This window comes from Natronoarchaeum sp. GCM10025321 (assembly GCF_042663585.1).
GTDB lineage: Archaea > Halobacteriota > Halobacteria > Halobacteriales > Natronoarchaeaceae > Natranaeroarchaeum.
Genome location: NZ_JBHTAN010000006.1, coordinates 2,027,682 through 2,044,171, shown reverse-complemented (window position 1 = coordinate 2,044,171; position 16,490 = coordinate 2,027,682). Strand labels below are relative to the sequence as shown.

General features: G+C 64.4%; 19 protein-coding genes. 10 read left to right on the top strand and 9 right to left on the bottom strand.

From position 1 onward, the window contains the following. The first annotated feature begins 118 nt into the window (after positions 1-118). Both bioB and ACFQL3_RS13270 read left to right on the top strand, forming a co-directional pair. Positions 119-1,222, top strand: coding sequence for a biotin synthase BioB (bioB, locus tag ACFQL3_RS13275; RefSeq protein WP_377055059.1), 1,104 nt, complete (start codon positions 119-121; stop codon positions 1,220-1,222). A 253-nt stretch (positions 1,223-1,475) separates the two neighbouring features. Continuing rightward, positions 1,476-2,735 carry an aminotransferase class I/II-fold pyridoxal phosphate-dependent enzyme gene (locus ACFQL3_RS13270; RefSeq protein ID WP_377055057.1) on the top strand — a complete coding sequence of 420 codons (1,260 nt, stop codon included), beginning with the start codon at positions 1,476-1,478 and terminating at the stop codon, positions 2,733-2,735. A 29-nt stretch (positions 2,736-2,764) separates the two neighbouring features. Here ACFQL3_RS13270 and ACFQL3_RS13265 read toward each other — a convergent pair whose 3' ends face one another. The 4 genes from ACFQL3_RS13265 to ACFQL3_RS13250 all read right to left on the bottom strand — a co-directional run bounded on the left by ACFQL3_RS13265 (position 2,765) and on the right by ACFQL3_RS13250 (position 6,139). Continuing rightward, positions 2,765-4,204 (bottom strand): replication factor C large subunit, encoded by a 1,440-nt coding sequence (locus tag ACFQL3_RS13265; protein ID WP_377055055.1) that lies wholly within the window; start codon positions 4,202-4,204, stop codon positions 2,765-2,767. A gap of 42 nt (positions 4,205-4,246) precedes the next feature. Beyond that, on the bottom strand, positions 4,247-4,687 hold the full coding sequence (locus ACFQL3_RS13260) for a universal stress protein (RefSeq protein WP_377055053.1): 441 nt from the start codon (positions 4,685-4,687) through the stop codon (positions 4,247-4,249). Between the two features lie 45 nt (positions 4,688-4,732). Continuing rightward, entirely contained in the window at positions 4,733-5,911 is a 1,179-nt protein-coding gene (locus ACFQL3_RS13255) for a metal-dependent hydrolase family protein (RefSeq protein ID WP_377055051.1), read from the bottom strand. A gap of 102 nt (positions 5,912-6,013) precedes the next feature. Then, positions 6,014-6,139, bottom strand: a complete 126-nt coding sequence (locus tag ACFQL3_RS13250; RefSeq protein ID WP_377055049.1) for a phosphohydrolase — start codon at positions 6,137-6,139, stop codon at positions 6,014-6,016. Positions 6,140-6,253: 114 nt separating this feature from the next. On the opposite strand from ACFQL3_RS13250, the gene ACFQL3_RS13245 reads away from it, so the two are divergent. Beyond that, positions 6,254-6,415 (top strand): hypothetical protein, encoded by a 162-nt coding sequence (locus tag ACFQL3_RS13245; RefSeq protein ID WP_377055047.1) that lies wholly within the window; start codon positions 6,254-6,256, stop codon positions 6,413-6,415. 3 nt (positions 6,416-6,418) lie between these two features. On the opposite strand, the gene ACFQL3_RS13240 is transcribed toward ACFQL3_RS13245, so the two are convergent. Together ACFQL3_RS13240 and ACFQL3_RS13235 are read right to left on the bottom strand one after the other, a co-directional pair. Beyond that, entirely contained in the window at positions 6,419-7,294 is an 876-nt protein-coding gene (locus ACFQL3_RS13240; protein ID WP_377055045.1) for a hypothetical protein, read from the bottom strand. Between the two features lie 113 nt (positions 7,295-7,407). Further along, positions 7,408-7,641 carry a hypothetical protein gene (locus ACFQL3_RS13235; protein WP_377055043.1) on the bottom strand — a complete coding sequence of 78 codons (234 nt, stop codon included), beginning with the start codon at positions 7,639-7,641 and terminating at the stop codon, positions 7,408-7,410. Between the two features lie 299 nt (positions 7,642-7,940). Between ACFQL3_RS13235 and ACFQL3_RS13230 the strand changes: the two genes are divergently transcribed. From ACFQL3_RS13230 to ACFQL3_RS13205, 6 genes are all read left to right on the top strand, one after another. After that, a complete protein-coding gene (locus ACFQL3_RS13230; RefSeq protein WP_377055041.1) occupies positions 7,941-9,134 on the top strand; it encodes a redox-regulated ATPase YchF in 1,194 nt (397 codons plus the stop codon). An 88-nt stretch (positions 9,135-9,222) separates the two neighbouring features. Then, positions 9,223-9,693 (top strand): NUDIX domain-containing protein, encoded by a 471-nt coding sequence (locus ACFQL3_RS13225; RefSeq protein ID WP_377055040.1) that lies wholly within the window; start codon positions 9,223-9,225, stop codon positions 9,691-9,693. Positions 9,694-9,736: 43 nt separating this feature from the next. Next, a complete protein-coding gene (locus tag ACFQL3_RS13220; protein ID WP_377055038.1) occupies positions 9,737-10,222 on the top strand; it encodes a DUF2062 domain-containing protein in 486 nt (161 codons plus the stop codon). A 41-nt stretch (positions 10,223-10,263) separates the two neighbouring features. Then, entirely contained in the window at positions 10,264-10,986 is a 723-nt protein-coding gene (locus tag ACFQL3_RS13215; RefSeq protein WP_377055036.1) for a hypothetical protein, read from the top strand. A 71-nt stretch (positions 10,987-11,057) separates the two neighbouring features. Continuing rightward, complete coding sequence (locus ACFQL3_RS13210; protein WP_377055034.1) at positions 11,058-11,369, top strand: ASCH domain-containing protein; 312 nt, start codon at positions 11,058-11,060, stop codon at positions 11,367-11,369. A 76-nt stretch (positions 11,370-11,445) separates the two neighbouring features. Beyond that, positions 11,446-11,877 carry a universal stress protein gene (locus tag ACFQL3_RS13205; protein ID WP_377055032.1) on the top strand — a complete coding sequence of 144 codons (432 nt, stop codon included), beginning with the start codon at positions 11,446-11,448 and terminating at the stop codon, positions 11,875-11,877. 31 nt (positions 11,878-11,908) lie between these two features. On the opposite strand, the gene hpt is transcribed toward ACFQL3_RS13205, so the two are convergent. Together hpt and ACFQL3_RS13195 are read right to left on the bottom strand one after the other, a co-directional pair. Next, positions 11,909-12,454, bottom strand: coding sequence for a hypoxanthine/guanine phosphoribosyltransferase (gene hpt / locus ACFQL3_RS13200; protein WP_377055030.1), 546 nt, complete (start codon positions 12,452-12,454; stop codon positions 11,909-11,911). A 69-nt stretch (positions 12,455-12,523) separates the two neighbouring features. Continuing rightward, positions 12,524-13,507 (bottom strand): DMT family transporter, encoded by a 984-nt coding sequence (locus ACFQL3_RS13195; protein ID WP_377055028.1) that lies wholly within the window; start codon positions 13,505-13,507, stop codon positions 12,524-12,526. 210 nt (positions 13,508-13,717) lie between these two features. Here ACFQL3_RS13195 and ACFQL3_RS13190 point away from each other — a divergent pair, with 210 nt between their 5' ends. Next, a complete protein-coding gene (locus ACFQL3_RS13190) occupies positions 13,718-14,512 on the top strand; it encodes a helix-turn-helix transcriptional regulator (RefSeq protein WP_377055026.1) in 795 nt (264 codons plus the stop codon). 57 nt (positions 14,513-14,569) lie between these two features. Here ACFQL3_RS13190 and ACFQL3_RS13185 read toward each other — a convergent pair whose 3' ends face one another. Next, positions 14,570-16,459: a class I SAM-dependent DNA methyltransferase gene (locus ACFQL3_RS13185; RefSeq protein WP_377055024.1), complete on the bottom strand. Its 1,890-nt coding sequence runs from the start codon at positions 16,457-16,459 to the stop codon at positions 14,570-14,572. Positions 16,460-16,490 lie beyond the last annotated feature (31 nt).

Below are 16,490 nucleotides of genomic sequence, written 5' to 3'. Positions count from 1 at the left end.
CAGGGCTATGTCCGGTGAGACGCTCTGTACACGTAATATCGAACCCCCAAGGCGCTCACTGATCGGGGTTTCATCGGCCATCGAACAGTTTAACATCCTGTAAACTTGTCTATTTAGTATGGTTTACGAGACGGGAAACCGGACAGTCGACGACGCGGTTCGGCGCGTACTCGACGGTGAGCGGCTTGATCGGACTGACGGCCTGGCACTGATCGCCCAGCCTGTCGACGACCTCGCACCGGGCGCGGACTACGTCCGTTCCCAGCTGGGCGACGACACTGTGGACGCGTGTAGCATCGTCAACGCGAAGGCGGGCGACTGTGCGGAGGACTGTGGCTTCTGTGCGCAGTCCGTTCACTTCGATACCGGTATCGACACCTACGGCTTCCTCGGGCCCGAGAAGATACTGGAGGCCGCGAAGCGGGCCGAGCGTGACGGCGCACAGCGGTTCGGCATCGTCGTCGCCGAGAAGGGGGTCAGCAAGGAACACCGGCCCGACGAGTGGGCAGAGGTGCTCGAAGCGATCAGGCTCGTCCGCGACGAGACGAGCGTCGAGGTGGACGCGAGCCTCGGCATTCTCACCGACGAGGAAGCGGAGATACTGGCCGAGGAAGGGCTCAACCACTACAACCACAATATCGAGACCTCGCCGAACTACTTCCCGGAGGTCGTCGATAGCCACACTTTCGAGGACCGAGTCGAGACGCTCGAAGTCGCCAAGGAGGCAGGGATGGATCTCTGCGCTGGCGTCATCCTGGGAATGGGCGAGTCGCCGGCGGATCGGGTTGACGCGGCCATCGCGCTCCAGGAGGTCGGCATCTCCTCGCTCCCGGTGAACGTTCTGAATCCCGTCGCCGGGACGCCGATGGCCGAGCGCCTCGGCGGCACCGCCGACATCACGACCGCCGAAATCGTCAAAACTGTCGCGGTCTACCGACTTCTCCATCCCGAGGCGCGAGTCCGACTCACCGGCGGTCGGGAGGTCAACCTTGCGCCCGACGAGCAGCATCTTCCCTTCGAGGCTGGCGCGGACGGTATCCTCACCGGCGACTACCTCACCACGAGCGGGCAGTCGCCGGGCGATGATATCGAGGCGATGGAGCGTGCCGGGCTACGGCCGAATATGGACGCGAACGAGTTCGACCCGGACGAGGTGAAACGGCGCTCGAACGCCGGCCCGGACGCTGGGAGGGAGACCGCGGAAGGGGCGACCGACGACTGAGAGGATTCAGGTATCCGCGGATTCCGTCGGAGTGACTCTTTGCGAGTCGCGCAGATTCGAGAGCCATCGCCATCTCGTCACCGACGAGAACGCTCTCTCTCGCCGTTCGAAGTGAGAAAAGCTATACTCCTCCGGTCGCAGTTCCAAGTCAGTTGCAGAGCGCCGACTGAGTAGATGGGGAGTTAGAAGCGATGAGAACTGTGAAAGTAGACGACTCCGCCGCACAACGGCGGCGACGGGACTGTGTCGAACCATGAGTGAAGACGCCGATTCGGGAGACGACGGTGCGCGTCCGCGCCGAGTCGACGGGACGCTCGACAGCCACGGGTTCGATCCCGCCTCGACACTGAACGACGGTGATGGTCGGTCACACCGCCGACTGTCGCCCGCAAACCGAATCGCGAAACGCGCCCAGTTCGCACCGCCGTCAGGCGGCGCGCTCCCCGTAGTCGACAGCGACGAGCGACTGGTGTTCGCCTCGGACAACTACCTCGGCCTCACGCAGGACAGCGAGATACAGGACGCCGCGGTTGCCGCCGCTGAGGTGGTTGGAACGGGTTCGGGTGCCAGTCGGACGGCGACCGGCGACACGCTTGTCCACCGTGACCTCGAGCATCGACTGGCGGAAACGACGGGGACCGACCGCGCGCTGGTGTTCCCATCCGGCTACGCCGCTGTCGTCGGCACGATTACGGCGCTCGAACCGGACGTCGTCTTTTCCGATGCGGAGAACCACACGGCCGTCACCGACGCCTGTTGCCTGGCCGACGCCGAGACCGTCCACTACGACCACCTAGACGTCGCCGACCTGGCCGACCGGTTGGCATCGCGGGCCGATGGGGACGCCGACGAGTCGTGGCTGCTCGTTACCGAATCGGTGTTCGGGACGGACGGCACGGTTGCACCGCTCGCCGAACTGTGCGAACTAGCCGAACGCTACGGCGCGTGGCTACTGGTCGACGAGACACACGCGGTCGGTCTCTACGAGGACGGCGGCGGAATCGTCCAGCGCGACGGGCTTACCGAGCGCGTCAACGTCCAGACTGGTAGCCTCTCGACGGCGCTAGCCAGCCAGGGCGGGTACGTCGCCGGGGACGACGTCCTGATCGAGTTGCTGATCGACCGGAGGGAGGCGTGCACGTTTTCGGCCGGGCTAGCACCGCCGTCGGCCGCGGCGGCGGTCGAAGCGCTCCACGTTGCGCGAACCGAGGACCGTCAGGAGCGACTCTGGCGCAACGCCGAGTATCTCCGTGACCAGTTAGCAGCGATGGAGTACGAGGTAGATGGGTCGACACAGATCCTCGCGATACCGTTCGACGACCCGGCGGACGCAGTTGGCCTGTGTGAGTTGCTGTACGACCGCGGGGTCGTCGCTCGGGCCGTCGCTCCGTCGGGCCGGTCGGACGCATCGAGTCGGCTCCTGGTGACGCCGATGGCCACTCACTCCGCATCGGATCTGGCCGCTTGCCTCGACGCCTTCCGCGATGCTGGTCGGGAGATCGGTCTGCTGTGAGTCACGGCTGGCCTGCGTCCTGACGGCGGTTACATGAAGTCAGTCAATCCCGCCTGTCCGTCGTCTGAGGCCGACTCCTTCTCGTCCGCGGCGGTGTCATCATCCTCGGTCGAGTCCTGCTCGCTATCCGCGTCCGTTTCGTCGGCCTGATCCCGCGTCGCACCCTCGAACGCGCCGCCGGAGTGCTCGACTGCTTCTTGCCCGCGAAGCTCTTCGGCGTCCTCGACGATCGATTGCACTTTGTTGGTCGTCTTCCCGCTTCCGGTGACAAAGGAGACCTGCTTCTCGTCGAGATCATACACTGCGGCCATCCGAACGGTGAGTTCGCGGTTCTTGCAGTGGTGCGTGATCTCCGCGAGGAACGGGAGGATCTGTCGACGCGCCGTACCGATGCTGGTGCCGCTCTCCTCGGCGATCTGGAGTGCAATGGCGTCCCGGGTTTCCCGGGAGCCACGCGACCGGCCGAGTTTTGACCAGTAGCTTGGCGGGCCGTAGCGCGTCCAGCCGCCTTTCTTTTCCTGGCGGGCCGCCGCGACGCCTGCAGTCATGTTGTCGCCCGCGTAGCGCCAGTAGGAGTAGTCCTGCGTCGCGCGCACCCGGCCGAGCCAGCGGTCGGCGTTGGCGAGGTAGCCGTATGCGTCCGCGAGTTCCCGGCCCGCGTAGTCTTTGGGCATGTTGTCCTCGATCCAGTTGATCATGTCGTCGGGCGTCTCGTCGACGTCGTAGGACGCCTCTAGTGCGGCCTGCGGATCGAGCTTTTTGATCACCTCGTCGAGGAAGTCGAAGATGTCCTCGGTCGTGTCTCGCTGGCCCGTCACCACGTCGTCGAGAGTCAGCCGTTCGGCCCGCTCCGCGACGGCCTGGAGGTCGTTGATCGCAGAGCGCAGGTCGCCGCTGGTCTGCGTTGCGATCTGTTCGAGCGCTTCGTCCTCGTACTCGACGCCCTCCTGGCGGCAGATATCCCGCAGGACGGGCACGATAGAGCGCTTCGAGACGTCCCGGAACTCGATCTCCTGACAGGCGTTTCGTAGCCCCTGGGACATGTCGTAGAACTCGTTTGCGATCAGGATCATCGGCTGGTCGGCCTTCTTGACGACGCCGGTGACCGCCGCGGAGCCACCGTAGTCGGCGTTGCCGTGGAAGTTGTCGGCCTCGTCCATGATGATCAGTCGCCGACCGGAACTACCCTGCATGAGCGTTCCTGACTGGGCGGCCTCGCCCGCGACTTTGTCGATCACGTCGGCCTGTCGCTGGTCGCTGGCGTTCAACTCGATCACCGGCCAGTCTTTGTCGTTCGCCAGCGCGTGGGCGGCCGAGGTCTTCCCGATCCCCGGACTGCCGTAGACGATGACCGCCTTGCGGTGCTCGGCCCACGTGTCGGCCCACTCTTTTAGCGCGTCGCGGGCCGTGTCGTTCCCCCGGACCTCCGCCAGCGTCGACGGGCGGTATTTTTCGGTCCAATCGCTCATTACCGGAGTGTGGGGCGAACGGCGTTTAGTGGTTGCGGAGTCTCAGTCCTCGCCCGACTCCTCGTCGACTACCAGCACCGGCGCGACTCGCGACCGGACGACAGCGTCGGTCGTACTACCCAGCAGCGCGCGTCTGAACGCCGACCGGCCCTGCGTGCCGAGCAGGATCAGGTCGACATCGTGCTCGGCCGCGTAGTTCTCGATAGCCTCGTGTGGGACACCTTCGAGGATCACTGTCGTCGTCTCGACGCCCGCAGAGTCAGCGCGCTCTGCGATCCGGTCGAGCGTTTCCCGACCTTCTTTCCGGAGGTTGCCCGCGACGGTTTCGGGATCGACGATGGCGTTGTCGTAGGCCGTTCGCGTCTCGATGACGTAGACCAGATGCAGGGTGGCGTCGTAGCGCTCGGCGTGGTCGATGGCGTGGTCGGCCGCCGCGTCGGCGTCGTCGCTACCGTCGGTTGCCAGGAGGATATCGTCGTACATAGTCGAGACTACGGGAGCCAGCATAACAGAACTACCGGCGAGACGTTAGAGGCGGCCCAGCGGCGTCCCCGTCACGACCTCGCCGCCCTTGATGACCGTCTCGATATCGTCGAGCGCGGCGACGTCCGCGGTCGGGTCGCCGTCGATCACGAGCAGGTCGGCGTGATAGCCGGGCGCGATCCGCCCGGCGTCGTCGAGACCGACTGTTTCGGCGGCAGTGCCGGTCATCGCCGTAATCGCCTCGACCGGTGTCATGCCGTGGCGAGCCATGAACTGGATCTCGACCAGGTTCGTTCCGTGGTGGTTGAACGGGGTGCCCGCGTCGGTGCCGCCGGCGACTCTCACGCCGGCCTCGACGGCGCGGCGGAACGACTCGCGATGCGTCTCGTACACCTCGTTCGACTGGGCGTGCGTCTCGGCGGTCGCGCGGTCGCCGTTGTGGAGGATGCGGTGGGGTGCGGTGAGGGTCGGAACGAGTGTGACGTCGTTGTCGAGCATGGCCTGGATCGACTCGTCGTCGAGGAAGGTACCGTGTTCGACGGTGTCGACGCCCGCTTCCGCGGCGGCCTGAATGCCCTCCGCGCCGTGGGCGTGGGTGGCGACGTGGACGTCACGGCGGTGGGCCTCGTTGATCAGGGCGTGGATCTCCTCGCGGGTGAACGCCAGCGATCTGGGATCCGTGCCGGGCGTGGTGACGCCGCCGGTCGCCATGAACTTGATAAACTCCGCGCCCTGCTTGCGCTGTTCGCGGACGGCGCGGCGACACGCCTCGGGGCCGTCGACCTCCATACCGAGATGGTGGCCGTGGCCGCCGGTGATCGTGATCGATCCGCAGTTGGCGACCGTGCGCGGGCCGACGACGTCGCCGCGCTCGATGGCCCGGGCGAGTTCGACGTCGAGGCCGCGCGCGCCCATCGCACGCACGCCGGTGACGCCGCTTTCGAGCGTTCGGCGCGCGTTGGCGATTTCGGTGAACAGCAACTCGGAATCGCTCTTCGTGACGACGTCTTCGACGCTCGCCTCGCCGGACAGCGAGAAGTGGACGTGCGCGTCGACGATACCGGGCAGCAGCGTGTAGCCGCCGAGGTCGACCGTCTGCTCGTCCGCCTTTGCCTTCGATACCTCGGCGACGGCGGTGGTACGTCCGCTCTCTCTATCGAACTGGATCGGCCCGTCGAAGACGTCACCCCCGCCGTCGACGACGCGAGCACCCCGGAGAATCATGCTCGTACGGTGGACGGCGATGCCTAATGAATCTGCCCGTTGCCGGTCGCATGGCTCGGGGCAAACGGCCGGGAAAGAATCAGAGGTACTCGAGTCAGCCTATCACGTCGGGTCGTTGCCACGCTGAAGGAGGTACACCATCTCCCACATGGTATCCTCTAGTTCGTTGCTGTCGGACACTTCCTCGATTTTGCTGTAAAGCGAGTCGGACACTTCGATTTCGGGCATCATGTGTACGTATATCAGTATCGTTTATGAATGTACTGGATTTCAAAATCGAGTTAACACTTTTCTCACCTCCCACCCTCCGGAGTTAAGACCGAGTCTCTCGAAATGTTCCATATGGCCCAGAACTCGGAGCCAGCGGCGATATCACACTGCTGGAACTGTGGGTTCGAGGCACCGGCGGGGAGCGACGAGTGGGAGCGACTCGATGCGGTCTCGATCGGGACGCTAACACGCTGTCCGGAGTGCGGGAGCACGGACGTCTCTTCCGGCCGCTGACGCTCACGAGAACCGACCGGTCACGCCGTCCAGACACCTTTTCCAGAGACATTTCCGCAGGGCGATGTCGTAGCCGCTCGTATCCCGTACATCGTCGAGATGAGCTTTGATTTTCGCCCACTCCTCGTCGGTCAGTGCGATCTCATCGTTCGTCCCCATCACGCCGGTATTGGTCGGATCGTCGTCGTGACACAGGGCGAGGTGAGCGATCTCGTGAAAGACGAGGCGTTCCTGTTCCCAACGATCATCGCGCTCCCCGACGATCGCCCGGTTGCCGACGCTGAAGCCGTTGACGTGGCCATCGACGCCGCTCCCGAGTAGCTTCGCCCAGGGGCTGTACACTAGCCCGGCGTACTCCTCGCCGTCGTGGCCCGGGACGACGACGAGTTGGATCGCCACGTCCCGAACGAACGGTTCGACTTCCTCGTGATAGAAGCCGTCACGCTCCCACAGGACGGATTTGACGTTCCAGCCGTAGCGCTCCTCGAAGCGCTCACTGTCGTACTCTCGGGGGTAATCAAGCCACTGGGCGTGGATCCCCCGCTCGCGAAAACGCGTCTCGATGCTCTGTTTCGTCCGCCAGTCGATCGATGTTCCCTCGACGTACCGGACGTCGAGCAAGAGATCCGGGCGGGCCGGGTCGACTCTCTCGAACTGATCCGCTCCGAACAACGCTTCGAGTCGGTCGTTGAACGCCTCCGACCTCTCTTTGTCGTCTGGGATCCCGTCACTGTCCTCGTCAGTGAACCGCCGATCGGCGGCGTAGGCGCTGGCTCCGGTCCCCAGCGGTAGGCCGACGGCCCCGCCCAGCGCGCCGAGCAGGGCCCGACGGCTCGTACCCCTGCCCTCGTCCGTTTGGCGGTCCGTCGATTGGGCCATTCGCTATGGCAAGGATTGGTATACCCTTACATGAATATACTGGCCGTTTGTTGACAGGGTTGCCTCTGCTGAGGAAGTGTACGCTGACACGCGAACTGCAACCGGCGCGGGGCCTACTCCGTCTCGGGTGCGACGAGCGCGTTGTGCTCGTCGAGGAGGTTCGGCAGAACGCCTTCGGACGCCCCGAACATCGCTGGCGCGTCCTCGCTGGCGGCGGTCCGGCCTGCTCGTTGCTTATCGTCCGGGCGGACGCTCTTCGCTGTCGGTTCGGTGTGCGGGTCGTGGGCGGTGCTTGTCGGTGCGGTACCTGTGGCCGCTCGTCGGGTAGTCTGGCTATTTGCTGACATTGGGTCGGGCGCGGCGGATCGGTCGGTTACTGGACGTCGATCAGAAAGAGTGCTCGCGTACTGCTACGTGCGTAACCATCCTACTCATCACTGTGGGCCAATCCTTAATAATTGTTTATGTTACAACCGCCCGGGGATGCGTGTTATCGTATACCGAACTGATATCGATCCAGTGGCCGTGTGCCGTATTCAGCGAACCACCAGATCCGTCGAATCGGCCGCTCTTCACGCCACGTGAGCCCGTACCACTGGACGAGGAGAGGGAAACGCGTTTCACCGGCGCGCGCGGATTCGTGGTAATGAGTTACCGGATCGGACTCGTCGGCAAGCCCTCGGTAGGCAAGTCGACGTTTTTCAACGCGGCGACGATGAACGACGTTCCTGAGGGGGCCTACCCCTTCACGACGATCGACCCGAGTGTCGGCGAAGCCTACGTGCGCGTCCAGTGTGCGGCCCCCGAGTTCGACGAGACCTGTACGCCGTCGGTCGGCTACTGCGACGACGGGACGCGGTTCGTCCCGACGAAACTGGTCGACGTCGCGGGGCTCATCCCCGGCGCACACGAGGGCGCGGGCCTCGGCAACCAGTTCCTCAGCGACCTGAACGAGACCGACGTGCTCGTCCACGTGGTCGATTTCTCCGGCGAGACGGATATCGAGGGCGAACCGACCGAGGGTCACGACCCGCGCGACGACATCGACTTCCTCGAAACCGAACTCGATCAGTGGTATCTGAGCGTCCTCAGAAAGGGGATCGACCGCTACGAGTCCGGCTACACGACCGAAGACGACGATATCGAGGAGGAACTCGCCGAACAGATGAGCGCGTTCCGGACGAGCGAGGACGAGATCAAGCGGCTGATCCGGCGCGTCGGTATCGGCTTCGACCCCGCAGAGTGGGACGACGAGGACGAACTCACACTCGCCCGCGAGATCCGACGCGACACCAAGCCGATGGTCGTCGCGGCCAACAAGATGGATACGCCCGAGGCCCAGGAGAACTACGCCGAAATCACCTCGGATCCGAAGTACGAACACCTGACCATCGTCCCCGCGAGCGCCCACGCCGAGAAGGCACTCAAGTCCGCGGACGAGGGTGGCGTCATCGAGTACACGCCGGGCAACGACGACTTCGAAATCGTCGGTGACGTCTCCGGGAGTCAGGAGGCCGGCCTCGAACAGATCCGCGAGTTCGTGACCGAGTACGGCGCGACCGGCGTACAGGACGCGCTCGAAGCGGCGCTGTTCGATGTGCTCGGCGTCATCCCCGTCTTCCCCGGCGGCGCGAACGGGCTGGGCAACGAGCACGGCGAGGTCCTGCCCGACTGCTATCTCCTCCCGCCGAACTCGACGGCCGAGGACTTCGCGTACAGCCTCCACTCCGATATCGGCGAGGGCTTCCTCCACGCCATCGACTGCCGGTCGAACCGCCAGCGCGGCGCGAGCTCAGACCTCGACGAGCGGGACGTGCTCGAAGTGATCACGACGAACTGAGGATCCGGGAACTCTTTGGAGACGAACAAGGAATTTAAGGTATACGAGTGAAGGGTTTTTGTCCTACCTGGTAGTCATATATCATATAATGCCGCCCAGAACAGTGACATACGTAGAAAAGGCCTGCGCGTACATCACCCGAGAGGATGGGGAATTACTCGTGTTCGATGGGCCCGAGTACGAGGGGAAGCAGGTTCCGAAAGGAACACTGGAAGACGAGGAGACGCCACGAGAGGCACTGTTCCGGGAAGTCCACGAGGAGACCGGGCTCTCGTCGCTCGAATCGGTCGACCACCTGACGACGGACGTCTGGCAGCGCCGTGCATCGCCGCCGCGCTGGTACGTCCGGCACTTCTTCCACGCTACCGTCGACGAACCGCGCGACGACTGGGTCCACACAGTGACGGGCGAGGGCGAGGAGGTGGGTGACGAGTACGACTGTACGTGGGTCGAGACGCCCGAGAAGGCGCGGTTCGCCCTCGACCTCGACGATTACGTCCACCTGCTTGCCAGAGATCAGTTGTCGCCCGTCCCGACCCCACAGCACGGCCGATCCTAAGAGCCGAAGCGTTGATGAGTGGGTACGACGTGAGTCCGGTAGGATGGTCCGCGAGAGGTTCTCGGCGCTCGCTGGACGGCTTCGTAACGAGCTAGATCGGGCGCTACTCGAAGACAACACGCCCGGAGAGATCGCCGGAAGCTTTTCGGTCGGCGTCTTCATTACGGCGATGCCGACGCTTGGGGCGGGACTCCTGATCTTCGTTCTGCTCACGTATCTGTTCGACAGCATCAGCAAGATCGCCCTGTTTGCCTCTGTGCTCGTGCTCAACCCGGTCGTGAAGTGGGGCGTCTACGCCGCGAGCTTCTGGGTCGGCATTCGACTTCTGGGCGCACCGCCGGGTGGTGTCCCCTCCACGGTATCGTTCTCGGCCGGTTCGGATATCGTCGTCCGCCTGCTCGTCGGGAACGTCGTCCTCGCGGTCGTGTTCATGGCTCTCGCGTACCCCCTCTCGCTCCGGGTGGTCAACGAGTGTCACCGCCGGAACATCGAGCCGACCGAACTGCCGCGAGAGATCCTCTCGGACTGAGTAGCCGAACCTGTTTTGACGGTCGGGCCCCACCACTGTCCATGATCGATCCAGCCGCGCTCGACGTGGCCGACCCCGAAGAGGCCACACGACAGCGCGACGAACTCGTCGAGCAGGTCCGCGATCACACGGGCAAGATCGCCTATCAGTTGGCGAAGTTCCAGGGCGGCGACTACGGCCAGCAGGAGTTCGAGACCGAGCGCGGGACGTGGACGGTGAAGTACGAGGCCGGTGACCTCCAGTATCTCCGCTTCGAGGGCGGTCGCGGGTTCGAGGTCTACGTCGTCTCGACCAAACAACACCCCGAACCGGAGGCGCTGGCAAAAGCGCTGGAGGACTACGAAGCGTTCGTGGAGTCCTACAACGAGTACGTCCGTTCGCTCGACGGCCTGCTCGACGACGTCGACCCCGAGTACCCACCCGTCGAGACGACCGAGGGCGTCGTCGCGGAGCGGGATCAGCTTCTGAACCGGATCGAGGAGGCGTGTAACCTGATCGCGGGCGAGTTACACCGGTACGAGGGCGGCGACTACGGCACGTTCACGACGCGGGTCGACGGGACGCGCTGGGAACTGAAGTGGGATACGGACGGCGTCTCCTACCTGCGCGCCGGCGGTTCCGGCGGCGTCTACCTCCTCTCGCAGTACGAACCCCCCTCTGCCGCGGACGTCCGGAAGTACGCCCCGATGGTGGGCGGCGTCATCGACGCCTACAACGAGCACGTCGCCGACCTCGAATCGGATCTGGCGACCGTCTCGCTGTGAACGGTGACCCGGTTAGCGACGAGTAGCCCCGGCGACCAAACCCCTTTGTCTCACCAGACCAAGCCACGCCTATGTCACAGATCGATGCCGGAACGATCCTTCCGAGCGAGCGGATGCGCCAGCAAGCGCTGGATGGCGAGGTCACACAGATCCACCGCGGACAGGCGTATGCCGAGGCGGGCGACACTTTCACCGTCGACGGCGAGACGTTCGAGATCACCGCGGTCGAGGAGCGAACGCTTGGGGATATGACCGACGCGGACGCTCGGGCGGAGGGAGCGGCCGACCTCGACGGCTACAAGGAGATGCTGCGCCAGGCACACGACCACTTCGAGTGGGACGACGACTCCGATATCGTCCGCCACGCCTTCGAGAAGCAGTAGCGCGCGGCCCGAACCGGGTTCGACACCGTCCGGAAACCGTAAACGGTGTGTATCGACCGCCGAAAGATCCCATACGATGTACAGCGACATTCTGCTCCCGACCGACGGCGGCGCGTCGGTCGAGACGGTGCTCGAACACACGATCGACATCGCCGACGCCGAATCGACGACCGCTCACGTCCTCTACGTCATCGACGACGGGGCGTTCCTGACGCTGAAAGACGAGATGAAAGCGGACGTCCTCGAAGACCTGCGGGCAGAGGGCGAACTCGCCGTCTCCGAAGTCGCCGACTCCCTCGAAGACGCCGGTATCGACGTGTCGACGACGATCCGACGCGGATCGCCCGCCGAAACTATCGTCTCCTACGTCGAAGACGCGGACATCGACCTCGTTACGATGGGGACCCAGGCCGACCGGTACACCGAGAACATGCTCGGGAGCACGTCTCAAAAGGTCGTAACGAAGTCGCCAGCCCCGGTGCTCACTGTCAACGTCGCCGAGGAGTAGCTGTCCGTCGCCGTTTTCTCGTAGTTTCCAGTTAGTGGAGAGTTACTTCGCCGTCGTCGATGGTGATGTCGACGAGGCTCGTCACGTCGAACTCGGTATCGTCGAGGCCCGGTTGATCGACTTTCCGGATGACGACACCGACGTCTGCGACCTCCGCACCGATCCCTTCGAGCGCCTCACAGATCGCGCCGAGGGTGCCGCCGGTCGCCAGCAGGTCGTCGATCACGAGCACGCGGTCGCCCGGTTCGACGTCGTTGATGAACATCTCGGACTCGTCGTAGCCAGTCGTCGCGTCGAGGGAGACCTCGCCGTCGAGGCCGTACTCGCGCTTGCGGATGACGACCAGCGGGATGTCGGTCTGCAGGGAGAGCGCGGTCGCGACGTGAATGCCGGTCGCCTCCGGCGCGACGATCTTGTCGACGTCGAGATCGGTCTCGCGCATCAGGCCGATGACGGCCTCGCGCAGCAGCGACGGATCGAGCAACGGGATGCCGTTGCTGATCGGGTGGACCAGATACTCGTAGCCATCCTGGTCGATGATCGGCGCTTCGTGTAGCGACGCTTCGAGTTTCTCCATAGTCACTATTGGAGCAACCGGGCGAAAAGCGATTCGTTGTTGGCCGAGTGAAGCAGTCGTCTGTCCAGATCAGTCGCCGCTCCCGCCACGCGCCTCGTCGAGGGTGACGAACTGATCGATTGGCGGGCCGTGACGGTTCCGCGCGGCCGGATAGATCCGGTGCAGGTCGATCGACTCGCTTCCCAGCACGGCGAAGCCAGCGAAGATGGTCAGGAAACCGACAATCGCCAGCGTCGAGATGGTCTCGCCCAGCAGCGCCCACCCGCCGATAGTCGAGACGACCGGGACGACGTAGAAGACCAGGTTCGCGTGGATCGCGCCCGCCGAGTCGATGAGACCGAAGTACGCGACGTACGCGAGCACACCGGCAAAGAGCGCGACATAGCCAAGCGCCAGGACCGCTTCGGGCGTCCAGACGATGGCGGACAGCGACTCGCCGCTCGCCGTGCTCAGCGAGTGCGTGAGCAGGGCGGCAAAGGGCAGGCCCCATGCGGTTCGGACCGTACTAGAGATCGAACTGTTAGCCCGGCGGATCGAGACCGCGCCGAGCGCACCACTGACCGCGGCGGCGAGGAGGATCGCCTTTCCGAACGCATCGCCGCCGAGCAGCAGCGCCGGGGACGGGCCGACGACGAGGATGACGCCACCCAGACCCAGCAACATACCGACCACGCCGCGTGCCGACAGCCGCTCGTCGGAGAGGAGTACGGCGGCGAAGACGGGCGTCAGGATCGGGTTGAGACTGAACACGATTGCGGCAACAGCGCTGGTCGCGTACTGCTGGCCCACGAACAGCAGGGCGTTCGTCAGTCCGATGGCGAGCACGCCGGTCGCGAGGATCCCGGCGACGTCGCCGCGCGTTCTCGGCACCAACTCCCCGCGAGACCGCGTCACGGCCACGTAGCCAAGTAGTACAACCGCCGCGATGTCGAACCGGAGCGCCACGAACGCCAGCGGCGGGAAGTACTCCAGTCCTGCCTTTGCCGCGACGAACGTCCCGCCGAAGAGGAGACTCGACGCCGCAAAAAAGAGGAGTGCGCGTCGGTCCATCACGGCGACGGACTCACCCGGCCTGCGAGACGGTCGAATCGTACTGCAAGGAGTACAGAAAACATCTTGTACTGCCGTAGGGGCTGGAGCCTTATAGTGTAATTTAGAAAATGTTTCGGGGGAAGAAAGCCAGCCCTGCCGCGAGAACGCTCCGGGGACTGCAAGCGTTTCACGGTGCGAAAACGGTTTAGCTGACGCTGCTCGAATGCGGGTATGGAATCGGCGCTCGAAGAGATCGAGTTCCTCGCACTCTCGGAGAACCGCGTGCAGGTGCTCCAGCGGCTTGCCGACGGGCGGCGGACCCGCTCCGTGCTCGCCGAGGAGACCGGCGCATCGCAGGCGACGCTTAGCCGCGTACTCGGCGATTTCGAGGCTCGCTCGTGGATCGTCCAGGACGGCGACGAGTACGTCGCCACCGCGACCGGACGGCTCGTCGCCACCGGCTTTACCGACCTCCTGAAGATCATGGAGACGGAGGGCGAACTCCGCGGCATCGTCGAGTATCTCCCCACGCACGCGATGGATTTCGACCTCCAGCGACTCGCCGACGCACAGATCACCCAGCCGACGCAGACCCGGCCCAACGCGCCGCTCAAGCGGTTACTCGACCTGCTCCGCGAGAGCGAGTCGGTCCGGGCGTTCTCGCATGCGTTCAACGAGGGGAGCCTCACCGTCGTCGAAGAGCGGGTCACGGCGGGCGAGCAATCGTTCCAGGCGGTTCTCTCCAGGAGCGCAATCGAGGCGGTCGCCGACGATTCGGAGCTACGATCACAACTGGAGCGACTCCTGCGGACCGAGGACGCATCGATCCGACTCCGCGAAGAGGGGATCCCGCTGGCCGTAACTATCATCGACGATACGGTTCACCTCCTGCTCCGCGACGAAAGCGGCGTGTTGCGCGCCTCGCTGGACACCGACGATCCGGCGGTCCGGTCGTGGGCGAACGACACTTACGACCACTACTGGCGGACCTCGCGGCCGCTCGACCCCGACGAACTGGCCGACTGACGGGTCAGGTCGATTCCGGACGAACGCCGCCACTCCGGCGACGCCGAACCGAGGGTATCACGGGAGTTCGATATCGAGGCCGTACTTCTCGGCGAGAAACGCGTCGACGCGTTTGTCGCAGCCACTGCGGAGGTGCTCGCGTTCCTCGGGCGTGAACGTCGGCACCGAGAACCGGCGGAGGAAGTTCTTCTGATAGCACTGGTAGTCGCCCCGAATGTCCTTGCTCGTCTTCCGCATGTAGTAGTCCATAACCCCGGAGTTGAGCACGGCGTCGAGCACTGCGCCGTTCTCCTCTCGCGGAAAGACCGCGTAGCCGTTGGCGAACAGGGCGGCCTCGCTATCGTGATAGACGAACTGTGGGCCGTCGCTAAACGTCGGCGTGTACAGTCGTTCGCCGACGAATCCGATCCCCTGCTTCCGACCGTACTTGTACCAGGGTTCGTACTCGGCACCGACCCCGTTCTCTCTCGTCGCGAGCACGTCCCGGACGGCCTCGAGATACTCGTGAGCGCGGGGATACGTCGCGGCGAGGTCATCGGGTGGGATCACCTCGTGCTCGACGCGGCGTGTCTTCGCCTCGCCGGGATCCTCCCAGTTCGTGGTCCGGTAGGGACAGATGATGCGCCGGCGATTGTCGACGAGCGCCGACGGGTCGCTAACCGCCGGAATCTTGACCAGTTCGCGACAGAGGTCGCGTTCGACGCGGTACTCCTCGCCGTCGAAAGGAATCGTGTAGTACTCGCCGGTGTGCTCCCCGGCGACCAGCGTGTAGACCTCGTCTTTGAGCGTCGCGACCCCGGTGTGGATGTCGGCGATCCGGTCGAGCGGGCGGTACGACTCGATAGTGTTGATCGCTTCGTAGGCCGGATCGTCGAGCAGTCGCCACTTCTCGGGGTCGAGCGACGAGTAGTTGATCGTGATCGGCTCTAGATCGGCCAGCGCGTCGACGGCGCTCTCGTCGGGCACGCTCACGTACTGGAACTGCCCCTTGCGATGCTGATCGAGAAACGTGATCGCCGTGTAGGTGTTGGCGTCCTCGAACAGCAGTAGCTCACCGAAGTCGACGATCTTCCGGACGTAGGCGTTCTCCTGCAGGAACGCCCGGAGATCACGGGCCGTCAGCGTCGTGAAGTAGTTCAGTGGCGTGATGTAGCCGACAGTTCCGTCCGTCGACACCAACTGAATCGCTAGCTCGACGAAGGGAATGTACGTGTTGAAGTTCCCGGACTCCACCGTCTCGTAGGTGTCGAGCAGATACTCCTTCGTTGGCGCGGACTGGTGCTGGATCCGGACGTAGGGGGGATTGCCGACGACGGCGTCGAAGCCGCCGGATGCGACGGTCGGGAACGTCTCGGCCCAGTCCAGCCGGAGGGAGTCGGCCTCGACGAGATTGAACTCGACGTGTTCGGGGTCTTCGCCCCGCGAGAGCGCGTACAGCAGGAGCAGGATCTTCGACTGTCTGACGTTGTTCGCGAACAGGTCCGCGCCGTAGACGTGCGCTTCGAGGAGGTCGACGACCGGGCGATCAGTCCTCCGGTAGAGCCGGTCGGTCGCCTCCAGCAAGAACGCGCCGCCGCCACAGGCCGGATCGCAGACGCGGTCGCCCTGCCCGACCGTTTCTGCGACAATGTACTCGACGATGGACCCCGGCGTGTAGTAGACCCCGTTTAGCTCCCGATCAGCCTCGGGAACCGATAGCTCGAACACGCGGAGAATATCGACCAGCGATGGGCTCTCCCGGTCGAGGAGTTCGCGCGCGATCAGTCGGGCGTCCGCCGCAGCGACCGAGTCTACCAGATCGGCGAGGAAGCGGTTGGCCGGGACGCCGACGCCGAGGTCGTCGAGATACGCCCGTGCCAGTCCGGCCTCGATCCGGTCGAGGCCGAACTCCGCAAGCGCGTCGAGCACGCGCGCCCTGGACTGCTCGCTACCGTGCGAGAGGGCCATCTGTACATAGTATGTGGACGCGTCGAAAGGA